At 64.8% G+C, this 24168-nt stretch carries 24 protein-coding genes and 1 riboswitch; of the genes, 15 read left to right on the top strand and 9 right to left on the bottom strand.

Going from position 1 to position 24168, the window contains the following annotated elements; translation table 11 throughout:
- Window positions 1-137: 137 nt before the first annotated feature.
- Complete coding sequence (prmC, locus tag B6V72_RS12220) at window positions 138-995, bottom strand: peptide chain release factor N(5)-glutamine methyltransferase (protein ID WP_088735691.1); 858 nt, start codon at window positions 993-995, stop codon at window positions 138-140.
- Complete coding sequence (gene prfA, locus B6V72_RS12225) at window positions 992-2047, bottom strand: peptide chain release factor 1 (RefSeq protein WP_075774738.1); 1056 nt, start codon at window positions 2045-2047, stop codon at window positions 992-994. Before prfA ends, prmC begins: the two co-directional genes overlap by 4 nt.
- 387 nt (window positions 2048-2434) lie before the next feature.
- On the opposite strand from prfA, the gene B6V72_RS12230 reads away from it, so the two are divergent.
- The 12 genes from B6V72_RS12230 to B6V72_RS12285 all read left to right on the top strand — a co-directional run bounded on the left by B6V72_RS12230 (window position 2435) and on the right by B6V72_RS12285 (window position 12958).
- Complete coding sequence (locus B6V72_RS12230; protein WP_078519345.1) at window positions 2435-2800, top strand: DUF59 domain-containing protein; 366 nt, start codon at window positions 2435-2437, stop codon at window positions 2798-2800.
- Between the two features lie 193 nt (window positions 2801-2993).
- A complete protein-coding gene (locus B6V72_RS12235; protein WP_088735692.1) occupies window positions 2994-4067 on the top strand; it encodes an alkene reductase in 1074 nt (357 codons plus the stop codon).
- 81 nt (window positions 4068-4148) lie between these two features.
- A complete protein-coding gene (locus B6V72_RS12240) occupies window positions 4149-4754 on the top strand; it encodes a hypothetical protein (protein WP_088735693.1) in 606 nt (201 codons plus the stop codon).
- Entirely contained in the window at window positions 4751-5494 is a 744-nt protein-coding gene (locus B6V72_RS12245) for a DUF3307 domain-containing protein (RefSeq protein WP_088735694.1), read from the top strand. Before B6V72_RS12240 ends, B6V72_RS12245 begins: the two co-directional genes overlap by 4 nt.
- Before the next feature lie 24 nt (window positions 5495-5518).
- Entirely contained in the window at window positions 5519-5890 is a 372-nt protein-coding gene (locus B6V72_RS12250; RefSeq protein WP_075774555.1) for an iron-sulfur cluster assembly accessory protein, read from the top strand.
- An 83-nt stretch (window positions 5891-5973) separates the two neighbouring features.
- Entirely contained in the window at window positions 5974-6717 is a 744-nt protein-coding gene (tpiA, locus tag B6V72_RS12255) for a triose-phosphate isomerase (RefSeq protein ID WP_088726779.1), read from the top strand.
- A gap of 149 nt (window positions 6718-6866) precedes the next feature.
- The gene (gene prfB / locus B6V72_RS12260; RefSeq protein WP_075774553.1) at window positions 6867-7991 is read left to right on the top strand and encodes a peptide chain release factor 2; all 1125 of its coding nucleotides are present in this window, start codon (window positions 6867-6869) and stop codon (window positions 7989-7991) included.
- Between the two features lie 6 nt (window positions 7992-7997).
- The gene (locus B6V72_RS12265; protein WP_075774552.1) at window positions 7998-8543 is read left to right on the top strand and encodes an AAA family ATPase; all 546 of its coding nucleotides are present in this window, start codon (window positions 7998-8000) and stop codon (window positions 8541-8543) included.
- 45 nt (window positions 8544-8588) lie between these two features.
- Window positions 8589-9326, top strand: coding sequence for an SDR family NAD(P)-dependent oxidoreductase (locus B6V72_RS12270; protein WP_240497727.1), 738 nt, complete (start codon window positions 8589-8591; stop codon window positions 9324-9326).
- 105 nt (window positions 9327-9431) lie between these two features.
- Window positions 9432-10205 (top strand): DUF2189 domain-containing protein, encoded by a 774-nt coding sequence (locus tag B6V72_RS12275; RefSeq protein ID WP_075774550.1) that lies wholly within the window; start codon window positions 9432-9434, stop codon window positions 10203-10205.
- A gap of 93 nt (window positions 10206-10298) precedes the next feature.
- Window positions 10299-11534, top strand: a complete 1236-nt coding sequence (locus tag B6V72_RS12280; RefSeq protein ID WP_088735695.1) for a putative DNA modification/repair radical SAM protein — start codon at window positions 10299-10301, stop codon at window positions 11532-11534.
- A complete protein-coding gene (locus tag B6V72_RS12285; RefSeq protein ID WP_088735696.1) occupies window positions 11534-12958 on the top strand; it encodes a UdgX family uracil-DNA binding protein in 1425 nt (474 codons plus the stop codon). Before B6V72_RS12280 ends, B6V72_RS12285 begins: the two co-directional genes overlap by 1 nt.
- 4 nt (window positions 12959-12962) lie before the next feature.
- Here the strand turns inward: B6V72_RS12285 and B6V72_RS12290 are convergent, their stop codons facing one another.
- Window positions 12963-13706, bottom strand: a complete 744-nt coding sequence (locus B6V72_RS12290; RefSeq protein WP_088718859.1) for a cytochrome c biogenesis protein CcdA — start codon at window positions 13704-13706, stop codon at window positions 12963-12965.
- Window positions 13707-13800: 94 nt separating this feature from the next.
- On the opposite strand from B6V72_RS12290, the gene B6V72_RS12295 reads away from it, so the two are divergent.
- Window positions 13801-14028, top strand: coding sequence for a sulfurtransferase TusA family protein (locus B6V72_RS12295; RefSeq protein WP_075774546.1), 228 nt, complete (start codon window positions 13801-13803; stop codon window positions 14026-14028).
- A gap of 122 nt (window positions 14029-14150) precedes the next feature.
- Window positions 14151-14297, top strand: a riboswitch (FMN riboswitch).
- 74 nt (window positions 14298-14371) lie between these two features.
- Window positions 14372-14812: a 6,7-dimethyl-8-ribityllumazine synthase gene (locus tag B6V72_RS12300; protein ID WP_346394251.1), complete on the top strand. Its 441-nt coding sequence runs from the start codon at window positions 14372-14374 to the stop codon at window positions 14810-14812.
- Window positions 14813-14884: 72 nt separating this feature from the next.
- On the opposite strand, the gene B6V72_RS12305 is transcribed toward B6V72_RS12300, so the two are convergent.
- The 6 genes from B6V72_RS12305 to purC all read right to left on the bottom strand — a co-directional run bounded on the left by B6V72_RS12305 (window position 14885) and on the right by purC (window position 23410).
- Window positions 14885-17803 (bottom strand): Rne/Rng family ribonuclease, encoded by a 2919-nt coding sequence (locus tag B6V72_RS12305; protein WP_088735769.1) that lies wholly within the window; start codon window positions 17801-17803, stop codon window positions 14885-14887.
- A gap of 597 nt (window positions 17804-18400) precedes the next feature.
- Entirely contained in the window at window positions 18401-19732 is a 1332-nt protein-coding gene (locus B6V72_RS12310; RefSeq protein WP_075774544.1) for a sigma-54 dependent transcriptional regulator, read from the bottom strand.
- Window positions 19733-19735: 3 nt separating this feature from the next.
- Entirely contained in the window at window positions 19736-21478 is a 1743-nt protein-coding gene (locus tag B6V72_RS12315) for an ATP-binding protein (RefSeq protein WP_075774543.1), read from the bottom strand.
- A gap of 117 nt (window positions 21479-21595) precedes the next feature.
- Window positions 21596-22264: a phosphoribosylformylglycinamidine synthase subunit PurQ gene (purQ, locus tag B6V72_RS12320; protein ID WP_075774542.1), complete on the bottom strand. Its 669-nt coding sequence runs from the start codon at window positions 22262-22264 to the stop codon at window positions 21596-21598.
- A gap of 130 nt (window positions 22265-22394) precedes the next feature.
- Entirely contained in the window at window positions 22395-22634 is a 240-nt protein-coding gene (gene purS, locus B6V72_RS12325; protein WP_075774541.1) for a phosphoribosylformylglycinamidine synthase subunit PurS, read from the bottom strand.
- Between the two features lie 14 nt (window positions 22635-22648).
- Window positions 22649-23410: a phosphoribosylaminoimidazolesuccinocarboxamide synthase gene (gene purC / locus B6V72_RS12330; RefSeq protein ID WP_075774540.1), complete on the bottom strand. Its 762-nt coding sequence runs from the start codon at window positions 23408-23410 to the stop codon at window positions 22649-22651.
- A 270-nt stretch (window positions 23411-23680) separates the two neighbouring features.
- Here purC and B6V72_RS12335 point away from each other — a divergent pair, with 270 nt between their 5' ends.
- Window positions 23681-23998 (top strand): DUF1476 domain-containing protein, encoded by a 318-nt coding sequence (locus B6V72_RS12335; protein WP_075774539.1) that lies wholly within the window; start codon window positions 23681-23683, stop codon window positions 23996-23998.
- Window positions 23999-24168 lie beyond the last annotated feature (170 nt).

Below are 24168 nucleotides of genomic sequence, written 5' to 3' on the forward strand. Positions count from 1 at the left end.
GTGCGGGGGATCAATATCCGGCCTGCACAGGCTTGACTAAACATGCGAGGGGCGACCTTTCAAGTCAGAAAATCGGTCAAATCCGCGATTTCGATGGATTCGCGGGGTTTTCCCCAAGTTTTTGCGCGATTTCGTGCTCAGGACGTGCCGCAATCCGCCGGATCACCGGGTTTATGCGCCAAAATGACGCGGTCGCGGCCGTCGAGATCACGGCGGGTCTCGATGTTCTCAAGGCCCTGCGCTGCGAAGAGATCGCTCACCGCCTGCGCCTGCGTCGGACCGATCTCCACCGCGAGGCGTCCGCCCGCCATCAGCCGCGCCCCCGCGCCGCGGGCAATGGCGCGATAGGCGTCGAGCCCGTCCCCGCCCGGCGTCAGCGCCGAGAGCGGCTCCCAGTCACGCACGTCCTGCGAGAGCCCCGCCATCTCGTCTTCCGCAATATAAGGGGGATTCGAGACGATGAGGTCATAACGCCCCGGCACATTGGCAAACCAGTCTGAAATCAGGAACTTGGCGCGTTTGGCGACACCGAGCGCCTCGGCATTGGCTTTCGCGACCTCAAGCGCGGCTTGAGACAGGTCTGTCCCCGTCCCTGCCGCGAAGGGCATGGATTTCAGCAGCGAGATCAGGATGCAGCCGGTGCCCGTTCCAAGGTCGAGCGCGTGAACGAAGGGCCGCTCCAGCGCGACCTCGACCAGCAATTCCGTCTCCGGGCGCGGATCGAGCGTGTCGCGGGTGACGCGGAATTCATGCCCCCAGAACAGCCGCTTGCCGGTAATCTGGGCGACGGGCTGGCGTGCCTCGCGGGCAGTCAGCGCAGCCTCGAACCGGTCGGCCGCGTCGTCCGGCAGCGGGTCTTGCAAGGCGAGCGTCAGCCGGTCGGGTGCGATCTGCAGCGCATGGGCCAGCAGCCTGCGCGCATCGGTTTGCGCACCCTCGATCCCGGCCTCGCGCAGACGGCGGGACGCAGCGACCAGCGCATCCTGCGCCCTCACGCCTCCATCTCCGCGAGCTTGGCCGCCTGATCGTCTGCGATCAGCGCGTCGACCACTTCGTCGATCTCGCCTTCCATAACCTTATCAAGGGAATAGAGCGTGAGGTTGATGCGGTGATCGGTCAGCCGCCCTTGCGGGAAATTATAGGTGCGGATGCGCTCCGAGCGGTCGCCGGAACCCACCTGGGATTTCCGCGTCTCGGCACGTTCCGAAGCCGCGCGGTCGCGTTCGGCCTCGAACAGCCGCGCGCGCAGAACGGCCATCGCATTGGCGCGGTTCTGGTGCTGGGATTTCTCAGACGAAGTCACGACGATCCCGGTCGGAATATGGGTGATGCGCACCGCGGAATCCGTCGTGTTGACGTGCTGCCCGCCCGCCCCGGAGGCCCGCATCGTGTCGATCCGGATGTCATTGGCGGGAATGTCGATATCGACCGCCTCGACCTCGGGCAGCACCGCCACGGTCGCGGCAGACGTGTGGATGCGTCCGCCGGCCTCGGTTTCCGGCACGCGCTGCACGCGGTGCACGCCGGATTCGTATTTCAGCCGGGCGAAGACGCCCTCACCTTCGATGCGCGCCACCGCTTCCTTGACGCCGCCCAGCTCGGTCTCGGTCAACTCCATCATCTCGAAACGCCAGCCATGTTTCTCGGCGTATTTCTGATACATACGCAACAGGTTACCCGCGAACAGCGCCGCTTCCTCGCCACCCGTGCCGGGGCGGATCTCCAGGATCGCGGGGCGCGCGTCGGCGGCATCCTTGGGCAGAAGCGCCACGCGCAAGGCCTGTTCCATCTCGGGGATACGGGCTTTGAGACGCGGCAATTCCTCTTCGGCCAGATCGCGCATTTCCGGATCGGTCATCCAGCCTTCCGCCTCGGCCAGATCGGCGCGGGCCTGACGCCATGCCTCGATCTGGGTGACGACCGGCTTCAATTCGGAATATTCGCGGCTGATCTCGGCGATCTTGGCGGGTTCCGCGCCAGCGTTGAGCAGCGCCTCGAGGTACTCGAAGCGCGCGAGGATCTGGTCGAGTTTCTCTTCGGGCAACATGGGATCGGTTTGGCGCGAAGCGTGCGGGGCGTCAAGCGGCGAGCGTTGTGGAGAGAGCGCCGCTTCCTCTCGTTGGTCCGGGGCGACCAGCCCCGGGCCGCGCCCAACTTTCCCGGGAAGGCGCGTTGTCGATGTCATCGCAGGCTCAAGCGCCCGCCGGGCTTGCGAGATTGAGCGCCCGGCCCCACACAAAGCCACGCGCCACCCGGGGTTCGGACGCGTCCCTTACAAACAACGTTCCGTCATTGCCTCTTCGCAGCGCTGCGTCATCACATATCAGCAGACTGCCCACAGCTCCCTTTACGGCTCGGGTCCTATCACCTAGATAAACAGTCGAGTAATTCGATAGGCGCCCTGCCGGCGCCCCTGCCGATGGAAGAAGCCGCCATGACCGCCACGCCCGAAGAGCCGCTTGAAGGCACGCCGCTGATCAAGCCCTCGACGACCGACCATCCGCTCTACGAAAATGTCGTGGAAGCGTGCCGCACCGTCTATGACCCGGAAATCCCGGTGAACATCTATGATCTCGGCCTCGTCTACACGATCGAGATCAGCCCTGAGAATGACGCGAAGGTGATCATGACGCTCACCGCTCCGGGCTGCCCCGTCGCGGGCGAGATGCCGGGTTGGGTTCACGATGCCGTGGCCTGCGTCGGTGGTCTGCGCGATGTCGATGTCGAGATGACCTTCGATCCGCAATGGGGCATGGACATGATGTCCGACGAAGCGCGGCTGGAACTAGGCTTCATGTGAGGCTTGGAGGGGCTCTGCCCCGCACCCTGCGGGTGCTTCCGGGATTTGTCCGACCAAGAGGAAGGGAGCCGCGCGGCTCCCTTTTTGTTTCCTTGCATTTGCGCACACAACCTTCGCACTGCGATGGACTTGCCGCCCGCCCGCGCAGCCCCATGTCATCTGGCCGAACGTCAAACCCGATGAGAGGACTGACATGGCTGATACGCTATTCTCCCCCACGAAGCTCGGCGCGATCGAGATCGCCAACCGCTTCGTGATGGCGCCACTGACCCGCAACCGTGCCCCCGATCTGCACCCGACCGATATGACGGTCGAGTATTATCGCCAGCGTGCAGGCGCCGGGCTGATCGTCACCGAAGGCACGCAGATTTCGCCGATGGGTCAGGGCTACGCCTGGACGCCAGGCATCTACAGCGAGGAGCAGGTCGCGGGCTGGAGGAAAGTCACCGACGCGGTGCATGAGGCTGGCGGCAAGATCGTCGCGCAAATCTGGCATGTCGGTCGGATCTCGGTGCCGCAGCTGCTGAACGGGCGTAACCCGGTCGGGCCGTCTGCGATCTCGGCCGAGGCCAAGACCTTCGACGGCGAAGGCTTCGTGGCGACTACCACACCGCATGCGCTGACGGTCGAGGAAATCGCAGCGACGGTCGAAGATTACCGCAAAGCCGCCCGCAATGCGCAGGCCGCGGGCTTCGATGGCGTCGAGATTCACGCCGCGAATGGCTATCTGATCGATCAGTTCCTGCGCGACACCTCGAACAAACGAGAAGACGAGTACGGCGGCTCGATCGAGAACCGCACCCGCTTCCTGCGCGAAGTGGTCGATGCGGTCACCGAGGTGCTGGGCGCCGAGCGTGTGGGCATCCGTCTCTCGCCGTGGTCGAACGCGAATAACGTGGGCATCGATAGCAACACGGCCGAGCTGTTCGGCGCGGTGGTCGATTTCCTCAACACCAAGCCGATGGCCTATGTCCATTTCGTCGAAGGTCAGACCGGCGGTCCGCGCGAGTGGCCCGAGGACGGGATAGAGACGCTGCGCGCGAAGTCGAAGGCGCCCTATATCGCGAATAACGGCTACGACAAGGCGATGGCCGAAGCGGCCCTGAAAAAGGGTGCGGCGGCGGTGGCCTTCGGCAAGCTCTTCATCGCGAATCCGGACCTGCCCAAGCGTTTCGCGAAGGACGCGCCGCTGAACGAGCCGAACTCGGAGACGTTCTACGGCGGTGGTGCTCAGGGCTACACGGATTACCCGTTCCTCGACGAATAACGCAGGCATTTTTACCTGCTAGGCTTTAGATGCAGGCTTTTTTACTTGCATACTGCCATGCGCAGGCGCTAAAACCTGCGCATGGCTTATTTTTGTGTTCTCACCGGCGATATCGTCGCCTCGACTCGGCTCTCGGCCTCCGAGCTGAGCGCGGCACTCGATGCGATCGAGGGCGCGGCGGCGGCATTGTCTCCGCTTCTGCGGGAAAGTCACTTTGCCCGCAATCGCGGAGATGGGTGGCAATTCGCGATACCCAGCCCGCGCCTTCAGGCTAGGCTCGCGCTGCTGATCCGGGCCGAGTTGCGCGTCTTGGGCGAGGCGTTCTCGACCCGGATCGCGATTGCCGAGGGCGACGGCACGCTGCCTGCGGACGGCGACCTGAACGGGGCATCGGGTCCGGCCTTCACCGCCTCGGGCCAGCTGCTGGATAGCTTGGAGGGGCCGCGCATTGCCCATGCTGCGGGCGGGGCGCTTGGCGCGGCGTTCCGCCTGTTCGATCACATCTCGGAGGCGTGGACCCCGGCGCAGGCGCGCGCGATCGCGCCGATGTTGCGCATCAAACCTCCGACCCAGACCGCCGCAGCCTCCGAGATCGGCATCACCCGGCAATCGCTGGCACAGGCCTTGGCAAGCGCGGCCTGCCCCGCCATCGTGGAGGCCCTGGCGATGATCGAGGAGACCCAATGATCGAGACTTTCGCGGCGCTTGTCTTTGCCCATGCCTTCACAGATTTCGCGTTTCAAAGCAGCGGCATGGCGGCGAAGAAGGCCGGGCGGGACGAGGCCGCGCTGGCCGCGCATATCGCGATCCTCACGGGGCTGACGCTGTTGGCAGGGCTGCAACTGTCGTGGACGCTGATCGGGGTGCTGGCGCTGGTCGCGCTCAGCCATCTGGTGATCGATGTGGCCAAGAGCTTCGCACCGCGCGAACATCCCCTCGCCGCCTTCCTTGGCGATCAGGCCGCCCATCTGGCTGCGACCGCGCTGATCGCCACCGCCTTCCCGACATTCTGGGCCAACGCGCTCTGGGCGAGCCTCTCATGGCTCCCCGGCGTCCTGACGCTCGCCAGCGGCCTTTTGATCACCACCCGCGCCGGCGGTTTCGCGGTGGGCATGCTGATGGTGCGCTACGAAGAGGACGCACCGCCCGAGGGGTTGCCGCAGGGCGGGCGGATGATCGGGCTTCTCGAGCGCGGGCTGATCTTTCTGCTGGTGCTGGCGGGACAGCCCTCGGGCATCGGCTTCCTGATCGCGGCAAAGTCGATCCTGCGCTTCGAGGCGGTGTCAAAAGACGGCGCGAATCCGAAATCCGAATATGTGATCATCGGCACGCTGGCCTCCTTCGGCTGGGCGCTCGCCGCCTCTTACGCCACGCTCGCGCTTTTGGGACATTTGCCGCCCCTTGGAATCCTGCCCGTGCCCGACTAAATTACTCGGTGAAGGAGAGCCCCCATGTTCAACGTTCCCGGACAAGACCCCGTAACCCTGACCGACGCCGCCGTCGCGCAGATCGCCAAGCTGATGTCGCGCGAAGACGCGGCTGGCTTCCGCATCGGCGTGAAGAAAGGGGGCTGCGCGGGCATGGAATACACGATGGAGGTCGCGGCCGAGGCCGGTCCGATGGATATCGTCGTGGAAAAGGGCCCCGCCCGGGTTCTGATCGCACCGATGGCGCAGATGTTCATGCTGGGCACCGAGATCGACTACGAGACCGGTCTTCTCGAAAGCGGCTTCAAGTTCCGCAATCCGAACGTCGTCGATGAATGCGGCTGCGGCGAGTCGATCAAATTCGCCGATATGGAAGCCCCCCAGACCAACGGCTGAGCCCCGCTCCCGCGCCAATTTGCCCTTTGCGAGTGCGATCCCCCTGCCCTAATGTCGGCCCGAATGACATAAGGGAGACAGGCATGCGCAAGAAGCTGGCCGCCGGCAACTGGAAGATGAACGGGCTCAAGAGCAACCTGAGCGAGGTGAAATCCCTTGTCGAGGCGCATCCCTCGCCCGCCTGTGACGTGCTCCTGTGCCCGCCCGCGACTCTGATCGGCGCGATGACCGAAGCGGCGGGTGGCAAGCTCGCGGTCGGCGGGCAGGATTGCCACATGAACGAGAGCGGCGCACATACGGGCGACATCTCGGCACAGATGATCGCGGATGCGGGTGGCTCTCACGTCATCGTCGGCCATTCCGAACGCCGTGCCGATCATCATGAAAGCGATCTGATCGTGCGCGCCAAGGCCGAGGCTGCGATCGCCGCAGGCCTGATCGCGGTGATCTGCGTGGGCGAAACGGAAGCGCAGCGCGACGGCGAACAGACGCTCGACGTGATCGGCGAACAGCTTGCCGGCTCCGTTCCCGACGGTGCGACGGCCGCCAATTGCGTGATCGCCTACGAGCCCGTCTGGGCGATCGGCACGGGTCGCACGCCGACGCTGGATCAGATCGCGGAGGTCCATGACTTCATGCGCAACACGCTGATCGCGCGCTTCGCCGACGCAGGCAACGGCATGCGGCTCCTCTATGGCGGCTCGGTCAAACCCGGCAATGCCGAGGAGATCTTCGCGACCTCCAACGTCGACGGCGCGTTGGTGGGCGGGGCCTCGCTCAAAGCCAGCGATTTCGGCGCGATCATCGCCGCGCTGGAGGCAAGCTGAGCCGCATCCCGCTCGGCATCCGGGGGCCTCGAACACAAGGGCCACGCGGCTTTCCAACGCCGCGCGGCCCACGCAATTTCCCCCGCCCCGCCTTGCGGGCGCCGCGCCGATCTCGTATCACGCGGACCAAGCTTTCAAGAGGATGACAGATGCGCGCCGAGACGCAGAATACCGTCGAACAGATCCGCAAGTCCCTGACCTTGCTCGGCCAGCGGATGGACCTCGAGACCGCGCCGCACCGGATCGAGGAATTCAACGCGATGATCGAAGACCCCACCCTGTGGGACGATCAGGCGCGCGCGCAGAAACTGATGCGCGACCGGCAGCAACTGATGGACAAGTTCGAAACCTATAACCGGATCAAGCAGGATCTGGAGGACAATGTCGAACTGATCGAACTTGGCGAGATGGAAGACGACGAGGAAGTCGTCTCCGAAGCAGAAGCGTCGCTCGCCGCGCTGAAGGAAACCGCCGCGTCGAAAGAGCTGGAAGCCCTTCTCGACGGCGAGGCCGACGGCAACGACACCTTCCTCGAGATCAATGCGGGCGCGGGAGGCACCGAGGCCTGCGACTGGGCCTCGATGCTGCAACGGATGTATGTCCGCTGGGCCGAGAAGCGCGGCTACGAGGTCGAACTGCAATCCGAAGAACCGGGTGCCGAGGCCGGGATCAAGTCCTGCGCCTACAAGATTTCCGGTCCCAATGCCTATGGCTGGCTGAAATCGGAATCGGGCGTGCACCGCCTCGTGCGGATTTCACCCTTCGGCAAGGGCACGCGCGAGACCTCTTTCGCCTCGGTCTGGGTCTACCCGGTCGTTGACGACAATATCGAGATCGAGGTGAACCCCGCCGATATCCGCATCGACACGTTCCGCTCCTCGGGGGCTGGCGGTCAGCACGTCAACACGACCGACTCGGCGGTGCGGATCACCCACCACCCGACCGGCATCGTTGTCACCTCGTCCGAGAAATCGCAGCACCAGAACCGCGACATCGCGATGAAGGCGCTGAAATCGCGGCTCTATCAGATGGAGCTGGAAAAGCGCACCGCGGCGATCAACGAAGCCCACGAGAACAAGGGCTCGGCCGGCTGGGGCAACCAGATCCGCTCCTACGTGCTGCAGCCCTACCAGATGGTGAAAGACCTGCGCACCCAATACGAGACTTCGGACACGCAGGGCGTGCTCGACGGCGATCTCGACGGGTTCATGGCAGCGACGCTGGCGCTCGGCCTCGAAGGCAAATCCCGCGCCGACGCGCAGGCGGATAGCTGATCGCGGATGACGGCGCGGGTTCACATCACCGGCGCCGCAGGATCGGGCACATCATCTTTGGGGGAACGCCTGGCTGACCGCTTGGGCGTCACCCATCTCGATACCGACGAATTCTATTGGGCCGAGAGCGACCCGCCCTATACCGTCAAACGCCGCCCCGCAGAGCGGCTCGCCTTGATGGAGGCGGCGAAAAAGCCCGAAGGCTGGGTGATCTCCGGCTCGCTCGACGGTTGGGGGGAGCCCGCGATCGCGGGCGCCGACCTTATCGTCTTTCTCACCGCTCCGACGCCGATCCGCCTCGCGCGCCTGCGCAAGCGCGAGGCGATGCGCTTCGGCGCGCGTATCCGCAAGGGCGGCGACATGGAGGGCAATCACGGCTCCTTCCTGACCTGGGCAGCGGGCTATGACGATCCGTATTTCTCGGGTCGCTCGCTCAGCCGCCATCACGAATGGCTGGCGGGCCGGTCTGAACCGATACTGGACCTCTCGGGCACACGGCCGCTGGATGAACTGCTGGCGGAGTGCCTCGAGGCCCTCGGAATGAAACCCTGATCCGGTTTGGCGCGTATCCTCACCACTAGCGAAAGGATGACCGCCGTGGAGTTCAAGGACAAACGCATCTGGATCATGGGCGCGAGCTCGGGCATCGGGCAGGCGCTGGCGCGCGAACTGGCCGCCCGCGGGGCGCGGCTGGTGCTGTCTGCGCGCTCGGTCGAGCCGCTGGACGCGTTGAAGGCAGAACTGGGTCAGGGCGAGGTGGTACCCTGCGACGTCGCCGATCCCGAAAGCCTCGACGATGCGCGCGGCGAAATCCTGAGCCACGGGCCGCTGGATGCGATGATCATCACCGCCGCGCTTTACGATCCGGGCCGCGTGGAGCAGATCGAACGGGAGGCGGCGCGCAAGCTGGTGGAGGTGAACCTGCTCGGCACGCTATGGTTCGCGCAGGCCGCTCCCGGCTTGCTACGCGAAGGTGGGCAGTTGGTGATCTTCGGCTCCGTCGCGGGCATCTTCGGCCTGCCGAAAGGGCAGCTCTACTCCGCCTCGAAAGCCGCCGTGATAAACCTAGTGGAAAGCCTGCGGGTCGAATATGCGCCCAAGATCGACGTGCGGCTGATCTCTCCCGGCTTCGTGAAGACTCGCCTGACCGAGAAGAACGACTTCGCCATGCCCTTCATGATCGAAGCCGACGAGGCTGCCCGCCGCATCGCAGAGGGACTGGCCAAGGACCGGTTCGAAACTCACTTCCCCCGCCGCCTGACATGGCAGCTCAAGCTGCTGAAACGCCTGCCCTATGCGCTCTCCCTGCGGCTGACGAAACGGATGGGCGGCTGAGCCTTGCGGCAACGCAGCGAGCAATTCTCTGGACAGATCACGTCCGCGTGACGCAACGTGAAGTTGCGGGCCTTTGGGAGAGGCCCTCAGTCAGGGAGAAAAGCAATGCAAACGATCGTGTCGCCGCCCTCCGAGGTGCCGCCTATCCGCGACCTTCAGGCCTCGGATATACCAGACATCCTGAAGGCGGGATGGAACGATTTCAAACGCGCCCCGGCCTTCGGTCTGATGTTCTCGGGCTTTTACGTGCTCGGCGGCATCGTGCTCTGGATGGTGTTCGCAGCGCAGGGCGAGGAATGGTGGCTGATCCCCTTCGCGCTCGGCTTTCCGCTGCTCGCCCCCTTCGCGGCGATCGGGCTTTATACCGTCTCGCGCAAGCTGGAGGCGCAGGAGCCGCTGATCTGGCGCGAGGTGATCGCCAGCTGCGTCTCGGAGAAGGATCGCCAGACGCCGTCCATGGCGATGCTGATCCTGATGATGTTCATGTTCTGGGTCTTCGTCGCCCATACCACCTTCGCGCTGTTCATGGGGCTGTCGGCCTTCACCAACATCTCCAGCTCGCCTGAGATCCTTCTGACCGGGAACGGGCTGATGATGCTGAGCATCGGCACCCTGATCGGGGCGGGTTTCGCAGCGATGCTGTTCTCCTTCACCGTGGTCGGCCTGCCGCTGATCATGGATCGCGAGATCGACATCATCACCGCCATCCTCACCTCGATGCGGGCAGTCGCGGCCAACCCGGTCTCGATGGCGATCTGGGCACTGGTGATCGCGGCGAGCCTGTTCGTTGGGATGCTGCCGATGTTCCTTGGCCTCTTCATCGTGCTGCCGGTTCTGGGTCATGCCAGCTGGCACATGTATCGCCGCCTCACTTCCTGAGGTCCGGGCGCCGTTTTCCGAGGGGCGCGAGATTTCGCGCCCCTTTGTCATGGAATTATTGAAAGGCAGATGGCGTGAACATATAGTGAACACATGGCAAGGATGACCCTCGATCAGAAACTGGCGATCCTCTCGGATGCGGCGAAATACGATGCCTCCTGCGCGTCGAGCGGCGGGCAGCGGCGCGACTCGAAGGATGGCAAAGGGATCGGCTCGGTCACCGGCTCCGGCATCTGTCACGCCTACACGCCGGACGGGCGCTGCATCAGCCTGCTGAAGATCCTGATGACGAATTTCTGCATCTATGACTGCGCCTATTGCGTGAACCGGGTGAGTTCCAACGTCACCCGCGCGCGGTTCTCTCCCGAGGAGGTCGTGACCCTCACGCTGGAATTCTACCGCCGCAACTATATCGAGGGGCTGTTCCTCTCCTCCGGCATTATCCGCTCGCCCGATGACACGATGGCCGACATGGTGCGGATCGCGAAGCTCTTGCGGGTCGAGCATAATTTCCGCGGCTATATCCATCTGAAGACCATCCCCGACGCAGCCCCCGAGCTGATCGAGGAGGCCGGCCTTTACGCCGATCGCCTCTCGATCAATGTCGAGCTGCCGACCGACCGCGCGGTGCAGGACTATGCGCCGGAAAAGGACCCCGCGCAGATCCGCCGCGCGATGGGCGACGTGCGGGTGCTGCGCGAGGCGCGGAAAGAACGCAGCTTCACCGGCAAGCGCCCTCCGAAATTCGCGCCCGCCGGGCAATCGACGCAGATGATCGTCGGCGCGGACGGGGCGAATGACACGACGATCTTGAAGACCTCGACGCGGCTCTATTCGAGCTACGCGCTCAAGCGTGTCTATTACTCCGCTTTCTCGCCGATCCCGGACAGCTCCGCCGCCCTGCCCCTGATCAAGCCACCACTGATGCGCGAGCATCGGCTCTATCAGGCGGATTGGCTGCTGCGCTTCTACGGCTTCGACGTGGACGAGATTTCGCAAGGCGCCACCGACGGCAATCTCGATCTGACGGTCGATCCCAAGCTCGCCTGGGCACTGGCGAACCGGCATCTGTTTCCGCTCGACGTGAACCGGGCCGAGCGCGAGATGCTGCTGCGCGTGCCGGGGCTGGGGGTGAAGACGGTGAACCGGGTGCTGGCGACCCGCCGCCACCGGACGCTGCGCTACGAGGACGTGAGGCGCATGGGGGCGAATCTGAAGCAGGCGAAACCCTTCATCACGCTCTTGGATTGGCACCCGCGCGCGCTGACCGATGCAGCCGATTTGCGCGCCCGTTTCGCCCCACCGCCGCAGCAGTTGCGGCTGTTGTGATGCGGACGATCACCCTGCCCGAGATCGGCACGTTCGAGGCCTGGCGAGACGAGGCCCGCGCAGCCGTGGGCGCTGGCATCCCGCCCGAGGAGCTTCTCTGGCATCGCGGGGCGGGTGAGGCCAATCTCTTCGCGCAGGACGCCCCTGCCCCCACAGGCGGCACTGTGAGCGTGCCAAAGGGCTTTGTCGACCTCGCCCGGCTCGTGGTCTGTCATCGCGACCCGGAACGTTTCGCCCGAGCTTACGCGGTGCTCTGGGGGCTGCGATCCGACAAGCGCCTGCTGGAAGACCGCGCCGATCCGCGCATCGACCGACTGAACCGCATGGCCAAGGAGGTCTCGCGCGACCGCCACAAGATGACGGCCTTCGTGCGCTTCCGCGAAATCGGGGCGCCCGACGCCCCACGTCGCCGCTTTGCCGCGTGGTTCGAACCCACGCATTACATCTGCGAACTGACCGCGCCGTTCTTCGTGAAACGTTTCGGCGACATGGACTGGTCGATCTTCACGCCTGATCTGACGGCGCATTTCGAAGCGGGCAAACTGCGCTTCAGCGAGGGGCAGCCGCGCCCCGATCTGCCCGAGGATGGCGCCGAAGACCTCTGGCGCACCTATTTCCGCAACATCTTCAACCCGGCGCGGCTGAAGGTCGACGCGATGCAATCCGAAATGCCGCGCAAATATTGGCATAACCTCCCCGAAGCGAGCCTGATCCCCGAGATGACCGCCACCGCACAGGCCCGCGCCGAGGAGATGGCTTTGAGTGCCCCCACGCTGGCCCCAGCCCGAGCTGGCAAGATCACCGAGCGGCTGGCGAGCGACCGCGCCACGCCGCAGCCCGCGGGTGACCGCGCGGAGCTGCTCGCCGGGCTGAATGGCTGCCGCCGCTGCCCGCTTTGGGAGAACGCAACGCAGGCAGTACCGGGCGAAGGGCCGCTGGATGCGCCACTGATGATCGTGGGCGAGCAGCCGGGCGATTTCGAGGATCTCGAGGGCCGCCCCTTCGTCGGCCCCGCAGGGCAGCTTTTCGACGAGGTGGCGGCGCGGGCTGGCCTGTCCCGCGACCGCGCCTTCATCACCAATGCGGTGAAGCATTTCAAATTCACCCCGCGCGGCAAACGGCGCATCCACCAGTCGCCCGACCGGCAGGAAATTCATCACTGCCGCTGGTGGCTCGACCGGGAACGCGCGTTGGTGAAACCCAAGGCGATCCTTGCGATGGGCGCGACGGCGCTGGAGAGCCTCACCGGGGATCGGCGCGGCCTTCTCAAGCGGCGCGGCACGGTGGAGGTACTCGACGATGGCACGCCGATGCTCATCACCGTGCACCCGTCCTACCTGCTGCGCCTGCCCGACATGGAAAAGCCCGCTATGCTGCGGGCTTTCGAGGCGGATCTTGTCCGCGCGGTGCAGATGGTGGCGTGAGGCGTCAGCCCAGCACTGCAAGGCTCGGGAAGGTCTCCAGCAGCCAGAAACTGATCGCCGAGAACGCATTGGTCAGCAGCAGAATCCCGACGACGACCAGCAGCGCGCCCATCGTCTTCTCGATGATGCCCATATAGGCCTTGAGCCGGTTCATTACCCCGATCGCACGCTGGATGAACAGCGCGGCCAGCAGGAACGGAATGCCCAGACCCAGCGCATAGACCGCCAGCAGCGCGGTGCCGCGCGCCTGATCGCCGCCTTGGGCGGCCAGCGACAGGATCGCACCCAGCTGCGGGCCGATGCAGGGCGTCCAGCCGAAGGCGAAGGCGAGCCCCAGCACATAGGCACCCAAACTCGAGCCGCCCCGGTCGCCCGCGTCCAGCCGCGCCTCGCGGTCGAGGATCGGGATGCGGAATACGCCGAGGAAATGCAGGCCGAGGATCACGATCACCCCGCCCGCGATCCGTCCGAACAGCACCTGATTGGTCAGGAAGAACCGCCCGAAGGTCGAGGCGGCGAAACCCATGAACAGGAACACCGTCGACAGGCCAAGAACGAAGAACAGCGCAGGCACCGCCGCCGAGCGTTTGCCCTCGCGCAGGTCGCCCATGCTGACCCCGCCCATATAGGCGAGATAGGGCGGCACGATCGGCAGCACGCACGGGCTGAGGAATGACAGCAGACCCGCAAAGAGCGCCACGAAAGCGGCGGGCAGGAAAGCGGCAGAGACGAGATCGATTCCAAACATGTTCTTCCTCTACCCCATTCCTCGCGCGCGGTCACCGGGTCGTGAGATAACAACAGCGTGGACAAATCAGCGCGGGCGCGCGAGAACCTCCGGCATGAAACCCGATGTCGAAATCGATGCAAAGGGGTTGTTGTGCCCCCTGCCCGTCTTGCGCCTGCGCAAAGCGTTAGAGGCGGCGGCGCCCGGCACGCTGGTCCAGCTGGTCGCGACCGACGGGGCGAGCTGGATCGACGTGCCCCATTTCTGCGCGCAATGCGGACACGAACTGGTCGAGGCAGAGGATTGGGAAGGCGTGAAGGTCTATCTCGTACGCAAGGGCTGATGGCCCTCGCGTTGCGCACCTGCCCGGCGTTGGCCCGCCGCTGATGATCAGTCTCCCGATGCTGGTATGGCTGGCCGAGGAACTGAACCCCTTGCCGAGGACATAAGCGCGTGCCAATCTCCGGCCATTCTCAGGGCGGGGCGAAATTCCCCACCGGCGGTATGCGGCGAAATCCGCGAGCCCGCGAGCGCCTCGCCGTCGTGCAAGGGTCAGCAGATCAGGTGCGAGGCCTGAGCCGACGGTTACAGTCCGGATGGAAGAGAATATGCAGCCGATCCCGCGCCTTCTCGCGCGGGCACGGCCTGTATGTGATCGCCTTGGGTGACGTGTCGCTAGCAAGGAGATCACGATGACACACACCCGTTACGCTTTTATCAAGGCCAATTGGCACGCTGATATCATCGACCGCGCGCTCGAGGGGTTTCTCGAAGAGATCCCGGCGGCGCAGGTCGATGTCTTCGACGTGCCCGGCGCGTTCGAGCTGCCGCTGAGGGCGCAGAAGCTGGCCCGAACGGGCCGCTACGCGGCGATCGCGGGCGCGGCTCTGGTCGTCGATGGCGGAATCTACCGGCATGATTTCGTGGCGCAGGCCGTGGTGAATGGCCTGATGCAGGTGGGGCTGGAGACGGGCGTGCCCGTGCTGTCGGTCTCGCTGACACCGCATCAGTTCCAGGAGACCGATCACCACCGGGCGATCTTTGGCAGCCATTTCGTCGAGAAGGGCCGCGAGGCGGCGCGGGCGGCGCTGCAACTGACCCGCCATGCACAGGAACTGGCCGCCTGAGCGCGGATAAGCAGATATGAAAACGAAAAAGGCCGGGCGCTCTGCCCGGCCTTTCTCAAATCTGAGGCTGGCTCAGCGGCTCCACCAGCCCCGTTTCTTGGGCTTGGGCGCCTCCTCGGTCATGGTTTCGCCCTCGGCTTCGGTCTCCGCGAAGGCCGGACCACCGGGCAGTTCGACCGGAGCATCAGGCTGCGGCGTTTCCGGAGGCTGCTCGAACGGGGTTTCGGGCTCGGGCGCGGGCGGCGTTTCCTGCGGCACGTCGGCAGGGGTTTCCTGCGGCGTAGGCTCGGGCGTCTCGACGGGCGCGTCGGGCTGCGGCGTCTCCTGCGGCTCGGTCGGCGCGTCGGGCTGCGGGGTTTCGGGCGGCTCAGGGCTCTCGGGCGTCTCCGCTACGGGCTCCTCGACCTTCTTGCGCGCACGGGAGCGGCGCTTGGGTTTGGGCGCCTCTTCCTCCGCCGCTGCGGCCTCGACCTTGGCGCCGGCGGCGCTGCCTTCGACGGCGGCTTGCGCATCCGCCTCGGGATCCACCTTCTTGCGCGACCGCGTGCGGCGCTTCGGCTTGGGTGCTTCTTCCTCGGCCTTGGCCTCGGTGCCCTCAACCGCAGCTTCCGCGGTCTCGGCGTCCGCTTTCGGTTCTTCGACCTTCTTGCGGGCGCGCGAGCGGCGCTTCGGCTTCGGCGCTTCTTCCTCCGGCTGAGCCTCGGTCTTGACGTCGGTCTGCGCCTCGGTCTTGGCCTCGTCCGCCGGAGCCTCTGCCGCTTGCGCGGGTTCGGCCTTGGCGGGCGCGTCCTGACCTCCGGTCGGTTCAGACTTCTGATCGTCCGACTTCTGGTCGCCCGACGACTGATCGCCGTTCTCCGAAGAGCCGTTATTCTCCCCGTTCTCGCCATTCGACTTCTTGCGACGGCGACGGCGGCGGCGCTTCTTCTTAGGCTGCTCCTCGGCCTCGGTCTCGACCTCCGGGGTCTGCGCCTCGGCTTCGGCCTCGGTCTCGTCCTCCGCCTCGTCGATTTCGGCCATCAGGCTTGCCGACGCGGACACCACGGGGCTGTCCACTTCCGCAACATTGCGGGTCGCGGTCTTGAACTTCTCGATGGTGAAATCGGGCGAGACTAGCTCGGGCGCGGCCTCGATGCGCACGGACATACCATAGCGGGCCTCGATCACTGCCACATGTTCGCGCTTGGCGTTCATCAGGTAGTTGGCGACCGCGACGGGCGCACGCACCAGAACCTCGCGGGTCCGTTTGCGGGTCCCCTCTTCCTCGATCGCGCGCAGAACGCTCAGCGCGAGGCTGTCGTCGGAGCGGATCAGGCCGGTGCCGTGGCAATGGGCGCAGGGCTGCGTCGTGGATTCGATCATGCCCGGACGCAGGCGCTGGCGGCTCATCTCGAGCAGGCCGAAGCCGGAGATGCGTCCGACCTGAATGCGCGCGCGGTCGGTCTTGAGGCGCTCTTTCATGCGCTTTTCGACGGCCGAGTTGTTCTTGCGCTCGTCCATGTCGATGAAGTCGATCACGATCAGCCCGGCGAGGTCGCGCAGGCGCAGCTGGCGGGCCACTTCGTCGGCGGCTTCAAGGTTGGTCTTGAGCGCGGTTTCCTCGATCGAACCTTCCTTGGTGGCCCGGCCCGAGTTCACGTCGATCGCGACGAGCGCTTCGGTCACGCCGATCACGATATAGCCGCCCGACTTCAGCTGAACCGTCGGGTTGAACATCGAGGCGAGGTAGCTTTCCACCTGATGGCGCGCGAAGAGCGGCAGCGATTCCGAGTAGTGCTTCACGTTCTTGGCGTGGCTCGGCATGATCATCTTCATGAAGGCCTTGGCCGCGCGGTAGCCGCGCTCGCCCTCGACAAGAACCTCGTCGATATCCTTGTTGTAGAGATCACGGATCGAGCGCTTGATCAGATCGCCTTCTTCGTAGATCGGCGCCGGTGCGACGGATTTCATCGTCAGATCGCGGATCTGCTCCCACAGGCGCATCAGGTATTCGTAATCGCGCTTGATCTCGGTCTTGGTGCGCTGCGCGCCCGCCGTACGCACGATCAGGCCGGCACCTTTCGGCACGTCCAGCTCGCCCGCGATTTCCTTGAGCTTCTTGCGGTCGGCGGCGTTGGTGATCTTGCGCGAGATGCCACCACCGCGCGCGGTGTTGGGCATGAGCACGCAGTAGCGGCCTGCCAGCGAGAGATAGGTGGTCAGAGCGGCGCCCTTGTTGCCGCGCTCCTCCTTGACGACCTGCACCAGCATGATCTGGCGGACCTTGATCACTTCCTGGATCTTGTAGCGGCGCGGACGCGGCTTGCGGGCCGGACGGATCTCCTCCTCGACATCCTCGTCGGCGACGGATTCGATGCCGCTATCGGCCTCGGCCGCGTCGTCGTCATCGTCCTCCGTGTCGTCGCTGTCATCCTCGTCAGATTGCGCAGCTTCCACAGCCGAGGTTTTCTCAGCAGCTTCCGAAGCGGGCGCTTCCTCGGCCGGAGCTTTGGAGGTTTCCGTCTGCGCGTCCGCTTCCGCCTCTTCGCTGGCGGCATCGGCGTTCTCGTCTTCCGCCTCGGGATCGACGACGCCCATGCCCGGGATCTCGTCCGAGCTGACGACCGCGTCGTCCTGCTTGGCCTTTTCCGCCTTGTTCGAGGACCGGCGCGAGCGGCGGCGGCGTGATTTCGGCTTTTCCTCTTCCTCGGCAGCGGCCTCGGCAAGCTGTCGCTCTTCTTCGAGAAGCGCTTCGCGGTCGGCGACAGGGATCTGGTAGTAATCGGGGTGGATTTCCGCGAAGGCGAGGAACCCGTGCCGGTTTCCGCCGTAGTCGACGAATGCCGCCTGCAGCGACGGTTCGACGCGCGTTACTTTCGCGAGATAGATATTGCCGGCGAGCTGCCGTTTGTTGATGGTCTCAAAGTCGAATTCCTCGACCTTGTTGCCGTCCACCACCACGACGCGGGTCTCTTCCGCGTGGGTGGCATCGATAAGCATCTTCTTTGCCATGTAATTCCAATAGGTCAGCCCTTTGCGACCGGCCCGGGGGCGCGGCGCTGTCTTGGGCTGAAACTGTCCTTGAGGCGAGGCTGCGGACATGCGCGCAGACGGCGGTGGCGTCGAGCCTGCCCGTCTTCATCTGCGAAATCCCGTCACGCATCATCGCGGTTCTTTCCAAGGCGCGGTCGGCCTTAGCCGCTTGGCGCCCAATTAACGGCCTCCATCCCGGCATATGCGGCAGAGGGAGACAAACTTGCGGCCTTTCGGCCAATCGGTTGAGCCGGGGCCCCTTGCGCATCATCTGCGCCGGATCGGCCAAGGCATCAGCGAATTTCGGAGGGTTCACACGTTTGGCGTGAAACCGACTGGTTTCGACCATAGCGGCACAGCCACCGGGAACACAATCGAATTTTCGTAACGGAAGGGTTAATCGCGCCCCGATTCCGGGCAAAGATCAACGATTGGGCAGGCCCGTCCCGGGGATTTTTCGCCCTGGGCCTGAAAATGCCGCGGCGCGGTGCCATCCGGGCCCGCGCCGCTCACGTCGTCTTGTTCGAAAGCTGCCTGCACGCGCCCGCATCGAGGGGGCCTGCGCGGGCGCAGGCCTCACAGGTAATCGGCGCGCGCGAGGCCGTATTTCGCCATCTTCTCGTTCAGCGTCCGACGCGGCAGGCACAGTTCTTCCATCACCGCCGAGATCGACCCCTTGTGGCGCCGCATCGTGTTGTCGATCAGCATCTTCTCGAAGCTCTCGACATATTCCTTGAGCGGCTTACCCTCGGTGGTGATCGCAGCCGGGCCCGCCTCTTCGTCGTCGGTCATCAAGAGCGACGCGATGGAGCCAGAACCCCGGCGCGATTGCAGCACCGCGCGTTCGGCCACGTTGATCAGCTGGCGCACATTGCCCGGCCACGGGGCCTGCAGCAGTTGTGCCGCTTCCTGCGCGGTCACTTCGGGCACGTCGCAGCCGTATTCGTCCGCGAATTGCTCGGACATGCGGTTGAACAGCGTCAGGATATCCTCGCCGCGCGCACGCAGCGGCGGCAGGGTGATCTTCAGAGCGGCCAGACGATAATACAGATCGGGGCGCAGCGCGTCCTCGACCGTCTTTCCCTCGCCATGGGTGTTGCAGATCGCGACGATCCGGGTCTCCGCCGGCGCGCCCTGATCGTTGATGAATTGCAAAAGCCGCGCCTGCAGCGACTGGCTGAGCGCCTCGACATCCTCGAGACAGAGCGTGCCGCCGCGGGCCTCTTCCATCAGCGGCAGACCGCCCTCCTCGACCGGGCCGAACAGCTTGGCAGAGAGGGCTTCCTCGGTCAGCGCGGCGCAGCTGACCATGACGAATTTCTTTCCCGCGCGGGGACCCGTCGCGTGCAATGCATGGGCCACGAGCGTCTTGCCGGTGCCGGTCTCACCATCGATCAGAACGTGGCCATCAGCCTGAGACAGATCGAGAATATCCTCGCGCAGGCGTTCCATCGGTTCGGAGGTGCCGATCAGCTTGCCCATCACCTTCTCGCCCTCGGCCAGGTCGCGGCGCAGCGCGCGATTATCCAGCGTGGTGCGCCGCGCCTGCGTCGCACGCTTGGCCAGTTCGGTCATCCGGTCGGGCGAGAACGGCTTTTCCATGAAGTCCATCGCGCCAAGGCGCATCGCCTCGACCGCCATCGGCACATCGCCGTGGCCGGTGATCATGATGACCGGCAGACCGCTATCGATGCCCATCAGCCGCTTGAGGAAAGCCATCCCGTCCATGCCGGGCATCCGGATGTCGGTGATCACCACGCCCGGCCAGTCGGGGCCGATCACTTTCAGCGCATCTTCGGCGCTGGCATAGGTCTCGGCGTCGAAGCCCGACAGCGCCAGCCATTGGCTGACCGACTGCCGCATGTCTTCCTCGTCATCGACGATCGCTACCTTCATTAGTCTTGCCATGTCTTACTCCGCGGCCTTTATGGCCCTGTTCTTGTCCGCCAGAAGGGGCAGCTGCACTTCGAACACCGCGCCCCCGCTTTCGGAATTATGGGCGGTCAGACGCCCCCCGAAATCACTGATGATGGAGGACGAGATCGCGAGGCCCAGCCCCGTCCCCTCCCCCGGTTTCTTCGTGGTCCAGAACGGCTCGAACAGCTTGTCGAGGTCCGAAATCCCGGGACCATTGTCACGCACGCTCAGAACGGCCGTTTCCCCCGAGGTAAGCAACAACTCCACCTGCGGTTCCTCAACGGACTTGGTAGCGTCGAGTGCATTGCGCAACAGGTTGATGATCACCTGCTCCAGCCGGATGCGATCTGCCATAACCATAACAGGACTCCGCGGCATGGTGCGGGAAATGTGCAATTTGCGAATTTTCAGCTGCGGCTCCATCATCGAGAGCGCCTCCGACAGCGCCACCCGCAGGTCCACCGGCTCGAACGCCTCGCCGCCCTTGCGGGCATAGGATTTAAGCTGCCGCGTGATCGCGCCCATGCGACCGATCAGGTCGTCGATGCGCTGGAAGGAGGACAAAGCCTCCTCCACCCGGGCGCGCTGCAACAGCAGTTTCGCGCCAGCTAGATAGGTCTTCATCGCGGCCAGCGGCTGGTTCAACTCGTGGCTGACGGCAGCCGACATCTCGCCCAGAGCGGCGAGCTTCGAGCTTTGCGCGATCGTCTGCTCGGCCACTGCCAGATCCTGCTGCGCCTTCTCACGCTCGGCGATCTCGCGGCTCAGACGCGCGTTCAACTGGCGCAGCTCCGCCGATTCCGCCCGCAATTCCTGGCTTTGCCGCCGCGCCCGGCGTGATAGCGCGTAAAAGACCAGCGCCAGCAGGATCGCGAAGCCCATGATCTCGAGCGCGAGCACGGCGTTCACCCGTTCGCGCACGGAATCGTAGCTGGTAAAGGCGATCATTTTCCAGCCGCGGAACGGAATGCGCGCCTCGGTCCGCATCACCGCACGGCCCTTCAGATAGGCGTCGGGCGCATCATTCGCCCAGTCCGCGGTCGCCTGCAGCGCGCGCTCAATCGCGGAGGGGGCCGAGCGTGCGGCCAGCGCCTCCGACATCGTCACGCCGCGCCAGCGCGGCTCGGTCGTCAGGATAATCTTGCCCTCGCTGTCGACCACGGCCAGCGCATCGGAAATCCCCGCCCAGGCGCGCTCGAATTTCGACAGGTCCGCTTCGACGACGATCACGCCGACTGGCTTGTTGTTCTGGATCACCGCCCGCGAGTAGTCGAACTCGGTGCCGCCTGCCTCGGGCTCGTTGACCGAGAAGATCGTCCCGCGCGAACGGGTCGCATCGACGAAGAAGGGCGCGTTCGGAAAGGGCGTGCCGATCTGCGTGCGATTGGTCGAGGCCACAACGCGGCCCTGCATGTCCAAAAGTCGGATCGAGGCGACAGCGACCTCTTTCTTGGCCGTGATCAGCTGCGCGGAGGCAGTGGAATAATCAGTCGTATCAAGAGCTTGCGTCAGTTGCGGGTCGCGCGCCAGCAACAGCGGCACCACGGAAGTCCGCTGCAATTCCGACATGATGTTGCCGGTGTAGAGCGCGAGGCGCAGCTCGGTGCGCACGCGCGTCGTCTCGGTGAAACGCTGGGTGAGCCACTGGTTGGTGATCCACATCACCGTCCCGGCCAGCGCGAGGATCAGCACCACCGCAATGCGCAGCAGCCAGCGGGCCCGCGGCGAGCGCGCCATAACGCCGAGCCCGCCCTCACCTTCGGGCGGCTCATCCGGTAAAATCGTCGAACGTGTCTGCACGTGCGTCATGCGCGAAGTCTAAGCCAAGGCCCAGAGCGCAACAAGCGCGCGAGATCAGGCGGTTGCCAGCATCCCGCTCAACGCGCGGAAAAGCGCCGCCCCGTCGGCGCCGCCCTGCGCAGCCTCGATCGCGCGTTCGGGGTGGGGCATCATGCCCAGCACCCGGCGGTTCTCGCTTAGCACGCCCGCGATATCGTCGACGGACCCGTTGGGGTTCTCGACATAGCGGAACGCCACGCGGTCCTCGCCCTCGATACGCGCGAGGCCCTCGGGGTCGATCTGATAGTTGCCGTCATGGTGTGCGACCGGGATCATGATCTCCTGCCCAAGCTCATAGCCCGAGGTATAGGCGCTGTCGGTCGTCGCCACGCGCAGCGCCAGCGGTTTCGATACGAATTTCAGCCCCGCATTGCGCATCAGCGCGCCCGGCAGAAGCCGCATCTCGGTCAGCACCTGGAAGCCGTTGCAGATCCCCATGACATAGCCGCCCTTGCCCGCGAAATCCGCCACGGCCTGCCCGATGGGCGAGCGCGAGGCGATGGCGCCGCAGCGCAGGTAGTCACCATAGGAGAACCCGCCCGGCACACCGATGATGTCGATGCCTTCGGGCAATGCGGTTTCCTTGTGCCAGACCTTGACGACATCCGCCCCGGCTGCCGCGAAGGCCATGCTCAGGTCGCGGTCGCAATTCGAACCGGGGAAGGTGATGACGGCGGCTTTCATGGGCGCAAACTCCTGGCCTTGAGGGTCGAACCTGTCGGGTAAGGCCTGTGCGGCCTTCGGCTTGGTACAAATATCCCGGGGGGAATTGGCCGGCAGGCCAAGGGGGGCAGCGCCCCCTGCCCTGCCCGGATCAGGCGATCTCGATGGTGTATTTCTCGATCACGGTATTGGCGAGGAGCTTCTCGCACATTTCCTTCACCTCGGCCTCGGCGGAGGCGGCGTCGGTCGCGGTCAGGTCCAGCTCGATCACCTTCCCCTGGCGCACGCCTGCGACGCCGTCGAAGCCCATATGGCCCAATGCGTGGCGCACGGCCTCGCCCTGCGGGTCGAGCACCCCATCCTTCAACATCACATGAACGCGGGCTTTCATCACGAGCGGTCCTTTCAGTTGATCAGCGTCGGTTTGATCGGCTGGGTATTCGTCGGTAGCACGCCAAGGCGCTTGGCGACTTCGGTGTAGGCATCGGTCAGGTTGCCCAGATCGCGGCGGAACACGTCCTTGTCGAGCTTCTGGCCCGTCTTGACGTCCCACAGGCGGCAGCTGTCGGGGCTGATCTCGTCGGCCACGATCAGACGCATGAAATCGCCGTCCCAGACCCGGCCAATCTCGATCTTGAAATCGACCAGCTTGATGCCGACGCCATAGAACACGCCGGTCAGGAAGTCGTTGACGCGCAGCGCCAGCGCCACGATGTCATCAAGATCCTGCTGGCTCGCCCAGCCAAATGCGATGATGTATTCCTCGGGCACGAGCGGATCGCCCAGCTCGTCGTTCTTGTAGCTGTATTCGACGATCGGACGCGGCAGCGGCGTGCCCTCTTCCAGCCCCAGACGCTTCGCGATCGAACCGGCGGCAAAGTTGCGCACGATCACCTCGAGCGGCACGATCTCCACCTGGCGGATCAGTTGCTCGCGCATGTTGAGACGTTTGATGAAGTGGTTCGGCACGCCGATATTGGTCAGGCCGGTCATGAAGTATTCGGACAGGCGGTTGTTGAGCACGCCCTTGCCCTCGATCACATCGCGCTTCTGCGCGTTGAAGGCGGTCGCGTCGTCCTTGAAATACTGGACCAGCGTTCCGGGCTCGGGGCCTTCATACAGAACCTTCGCCTTGCCTTCGTAGATCTTCTTGCGCCGGGGTGCCATCGCGTCTCCGTTCTCGCTTGGCGCGGACGTCGTGGGAGCCTGCGCCACATCCCGAACGGAATACCGCGCCGCCCCTGCGCGCCGTCCGCGAAAGGGTGTCGCCCGCCCTATAGGACAAGCCCGCGAGTCTCGCAAGGTAAAGCGCACAGCCGTTCACGCGGATGCACAGCCCCGTCAAACCGGCCAAATCGCGGCCCTTTCCTCTTGCGGCGCGCCCTGTGCATGTGCATATCGATGGTAACGGAGACTTTACCGGGAGGGACGAGGGCCATGACCACCTTCGACGATCGCGAAAACGCTTATGAGAACAAGTTCGCGCATGATGCCGAACTGCAGTTCAAGGCCGATGCGCGCTGCAACAAGATGCTGGGCCAATGGGCCGCGGGCCTTCTGGGCAAGACCGGCCCCGAGGCCGATGCCTATGTCCGCGAGGTCGTGACCTCCGATTTCGAGGAAGCGGGCCACGAAGACGTGTACCGCAAGCTCTCGGGCGATCTAGGCGACAAAGCCGATGAACAAACGATCCGCGCGAAGATGGCCGAATGCATGGCCGAGGCGCGCCGTCAGGTGGTCGACGAGGCCGAGTGAGCCCTCGCCCATGACACGGATTGAAAGGCCGGATGCCCTGCGCGTCCGGCCTTTTGCATATCGAGCCGAGATCGCAGCCCCTTCATCAAGAACATGAAGGAAACGAATTTGCCAAATCCCGCCTGTCATGGCAGGACAAAGCCAACCGCCGCGCCAGACGCGGCCCTTTT

The sequence above is a fragment of the Thioclava sp. F34-6 genome (assembly GCF_002213235.1).
GTDB classification, from domain to species: Bacteria; Pseudomonadota; Alphaproteobacteria; order Rhodobacterales; family Rhodobacteraceae; genus Thioclava; species Thioclava nitratireducens.